4 protein-coding genes are annotated in these 3,218 nt (G+C 69.5%); all 4 read right to left on the bottom strand.

The annotated features are described in order from the left end of the window. Window positions 1–192: 192 nt before the first annotated feature. The gene (fabF, locus tag FXN61_RS48375; protein ID WP_167980483.1) at window positions 193–1,428 is read right to left on the bottom strand and encodes a beta-ketoacyl-ACP synthase II; all 1,236 of its coding nucleotides are present in this window, start codon (window positions 1,426–1,428) and stop codon (window positions 193–195) included. Then, the gene (locus FXN61_RS48370) at window positions 1,425–1,661 is read right to left on the bottom strand and encodes an acyl carrier protein (protein WP_089950824.1); all 237 of its coding nucleotides are present in this window, start codon (window positions 1,659–1,661) and stop codon (window positions 1,425–1,427) included. Before FXN61_RS48370 ends, fabF begins: the two co-directional genes overlap by 4 nt. A 31-nt stretch (window positions 1,662–1,692) precedes the next feature. Continuing rightward, window positions 1,693–2,670: a beta-ketoacyl-ACP synthase III gene (locus FXN61_RS48365; protein WP_167980482.1), complete on the bottom strand. Its 978-nt coding sequence runs from the start codon at window positions 2,668–2,670 to the stop codon at window positions 1,693–1,695. After that, window positions 2,667–3,218: ACP S-malonyltransferase (locus FXN61_RS48360; protein WP_167980481.1), on the bottom strand; the 552-nt coding region annotated here is incomplete at its 5' end. The genes FXN61_RS48360 and FXN61_RS48365, both read right to left, overlap by 4 nt.

Raw genomic sequence — 3,218 nt, 5'->3', positions numbered from 1 at the left:
GACTTGACCCCAGATCCCGAGCGCGGCAGGGCTTCGCCTGCGACTCGTGACGGGACCACCCCACCTACTGGCTTTGTGAAAAGCGCGCTCGGCTGCGCCGTCGCGGACTGCTCGGCTGCGCCATCGCGGCGGCTCCCCCTCAAGCACAACGCCCCGGTCCGCGCAGCGGACCGGGGCGTTGTTTGGGTGTTGCTAGGCCGGAGTGAAGGCCAGCGCCACGTTGTGGCCGCCGAAGCCGAACGAGTCGTTCACCGCGGCTTCCAGCTTCATCTTGCGGGGTTCGCCCGCCACCACGTCGAGCGTGACGGCCGGGTCGAGGTTCTCCAGGTTCAGGGTCTGGGGAATGATGCCGTCGCGGATCGAGAGGACCGTGATGATGGCCTCCACCGCGCCTGCTGCGCCAAGCAGGTGGCCCAGGGCCCCCTTCGGGGCGGTCAGCACCGGGTGGTCGCCGATCGCCTTGCGGATTGCCACGGTTTCCGCGACGTCGCCCACCGGGGTGGACGTGGCGTGGCAGTTCACGTGGCCCACGTCGGACGCGTCGATGCCGCCGGACCGCAGGGCTGCGGCGATGGCACGTGACTGGCCGACGCCCTCGGGGTCCGGGGCGGTGATGTGGTAGCCGTCGGCTGAGGTGCCGATGCCTGCCAGGCGGCCGTAGATCTTGGCTCCGCGGGCCTCTGCGAAGTCGCGGCGTTCCAGGACCATGACGCCCGCGCCCTCGCCGAGGACGAAGCCGTCGCGGGCCGTGTCGAACGGGCGCGACGCCTTTTCCGGCTCGTCGTTGCGGGTGCTCATGGTGCGGGCCTGGGAGAAGCCCGCTACCGGGATCGCCGTGATGCACGCTTCCGCGCCGCCTGCCACGACCACGTCGGCTTCGCCGGCCTTGATCATGCGGTAGGCCCACGCGATGGCCTCTGCGCCTGACGCGCAGGCGGAGACCGGGGCGTGCACGCCTGCTTGAGCCTTGAGCTCCAGGCCCACGTGGGCCGCCGGGCCGTTCGGCATCAGCATCGGGACGGTCAGCGGGGACACCTTGCGCAGGCCCTGCGTCTCCAGGAGGTCGTCCTGGGTCAGCAGGGTGATCGCGCCGCCGATGCCCGTGCCGATGATGACGGCCAGGCGCTGCTTTTCGACGGTGTCGTCGTTGTGGCCGGCGTCGGACCACGCCTGGCGGGACGCCACGATGGCGACCTGCTCGGAGCGGTCCAGGCGCCGTGCCTCGACGCGGGGGAGCACCTCGGTCGGGTCGACGACGAGCTGTGAAGCGATCTTGACCGGCAGGTCGTACTTCTCGACCCAGTCGTGGGTCATGGGGCGGACCCCGGATTTGCCGGCCAGGAGCGCGTCCCAGGTCGACGTGACGTCACCGCCGAGCGGGGTGGTGGCACCCAGCCCGGTGATGACGACCTCGATGCCGGAAGTCACTTGTTGCTGGTGATGTAGTTCACCGCGTCACCAACGGTCTTGAGGTTCGCCAGCTCGTCGTCCGGGATCTTCACGCCGAACTTGTCCTCCGCCTGGACGGCGATCTCGACCATCGACAGCGAGTCGATGTCGAGGTCGTCCACGAAGGACTTCTCAGCGGTGACGTCGTCGGCGGCCACGCCGGCGACCTCTTCGACGATCTCGGCAAGACCGGTAAGGACGTTGTCGCTCACTGAAGTTCCCTTTCGATTGAAACGGTGAAAATCATGGGCACCGGACCACCTGTCCCGCGTAGGACAGGCCTGCGCCGAACCCGACCATCAGCACCACATCTCCGCTGGAGATCTCGCCCGCCGCCCTCATGTGGTCCAGTGCCATGGGGATCGAGGCCGAGGAGGTGTTGCCGGATTCGACGATGTCTCGAGCGACCTTCAGGTCCTCGCGCGCACCATTGTTGCGCAGGCGCTTGGCGATCGCTTCGATGATCCGAAGATTCGCCTGGTGCGGGGCGAACACGTCCACATCGGACAGTTCGACGCCTGCGAGTTCGGCGGCGCGGATCGCGACGGGCGCGATCTGGGTCGTCGCCCAGCGGAAGACCGTCTGGCCTTCCTGGTGGATGAAGGAGTCGCGGTCGGTGATGGAGATGACCTCGGCCATGTCACCGGCCGAGCCCCACGCGACGGGGCCGATCTGGTTCTCGTCGCTGGCGCCGATCACGACGGCACCCGCGCCGTCCGCGAAGATGATCGCGGTCGAGCGGTCGTCCTGGTCGGTCCAGTCGGTGAGCTTCTCCGCGCCGATGACGAGGACGTTGCGGGCCGTGCCCGCGCGGACCATGTCGGCGCCGGTCGCGACGGCGTAGCAGAAGCCGGCGCACGCCGCGTTGAGGTCGAACGCGGGGGCCGCCTTCACGCCGATCTTGTCGGCGACCTGGGCGGCGGCGTTCGGGATGGTCGACGGCATCGTGCACGTCGCCACGATCACGGCGCCGATGTCGCCGGGAGCCAGGCCCGCGTCCGCGATCGCCTTGACGCCCGCGATGACGGCCATCTCCACGACGCCCTCGTCCTTGGCCGCGATGCGCCGGTTCGCGATGCCGACGCGGTCGCGGATCCACTCGTCGGACGTGTCCATGCGAGCGGCGAGGTCGTGGTTGCTCACCACCGTCTCGGGCTGGTAGCTGCCGAGGCCGATGATGCGGCTACCCGCAGATGCCTGCGGGGCCTTGAAGGTCGTCACTTAGTGGCTCCAACGGTGTCGAAGAGCTCCGCGACCTTCTCTAGCTGGTCGGGTGTCTTCAGGGCGAGGGTGGCGGTGCCCTTCATCGCACGCTTGGCGAGACCCGTGAGAGCGCCGGCCGGCGGCAGCTCGACCGAGCCGGACACGCCCTTCTCGACGAGGGTTGCCTGGCAGACGTCCCAACGGACCGGGCTGGTGACCTGGGAGACCAGGCGGCGCAGCACCTCGGTGCCCTCGGTGACGGCCTGACCGTCCTTGTTGGACAGCAGCGGCATCAACGGGTCGTGCGTGGTGACTTCGGCGGCACGCGCGCGCACAGCGTCTTCTGCGGGCGCCATGTACTTCGTGTGGAACGCGCCCGCGACGGCCAGCTTGCGGACCTTCGCCGTGCCCGGCGGGTTCTCCGCGAGCTCGTCGAGAGCGGAACGCGGACCCGCCGCGACGATCTGGCCGGCGCCGTTGCGGTTGGCGGGCACGAGACCGAGCTCCTCGAGGCGCGCGAGCACCTCCTGCTCGTCGCCGCCGAGCACCGCGGCCATGCCGGTCGG

The sequence above is a fragment of the Lentzea indica genome (assembly GCF_012184385.1).
In the GTDB taxonomy this organism is placed as follows: domain Bacteria; phylum Actinomycetota; class Actinomycetes; order Mycobacteriales; family Pseudonocardiaceae; genus Lentzea; species Lentzea indica.
Note: the sequence above shows the minus strand (reverse complement) of the source record. Positions and strands in the feature narration are given on the sequence as shown.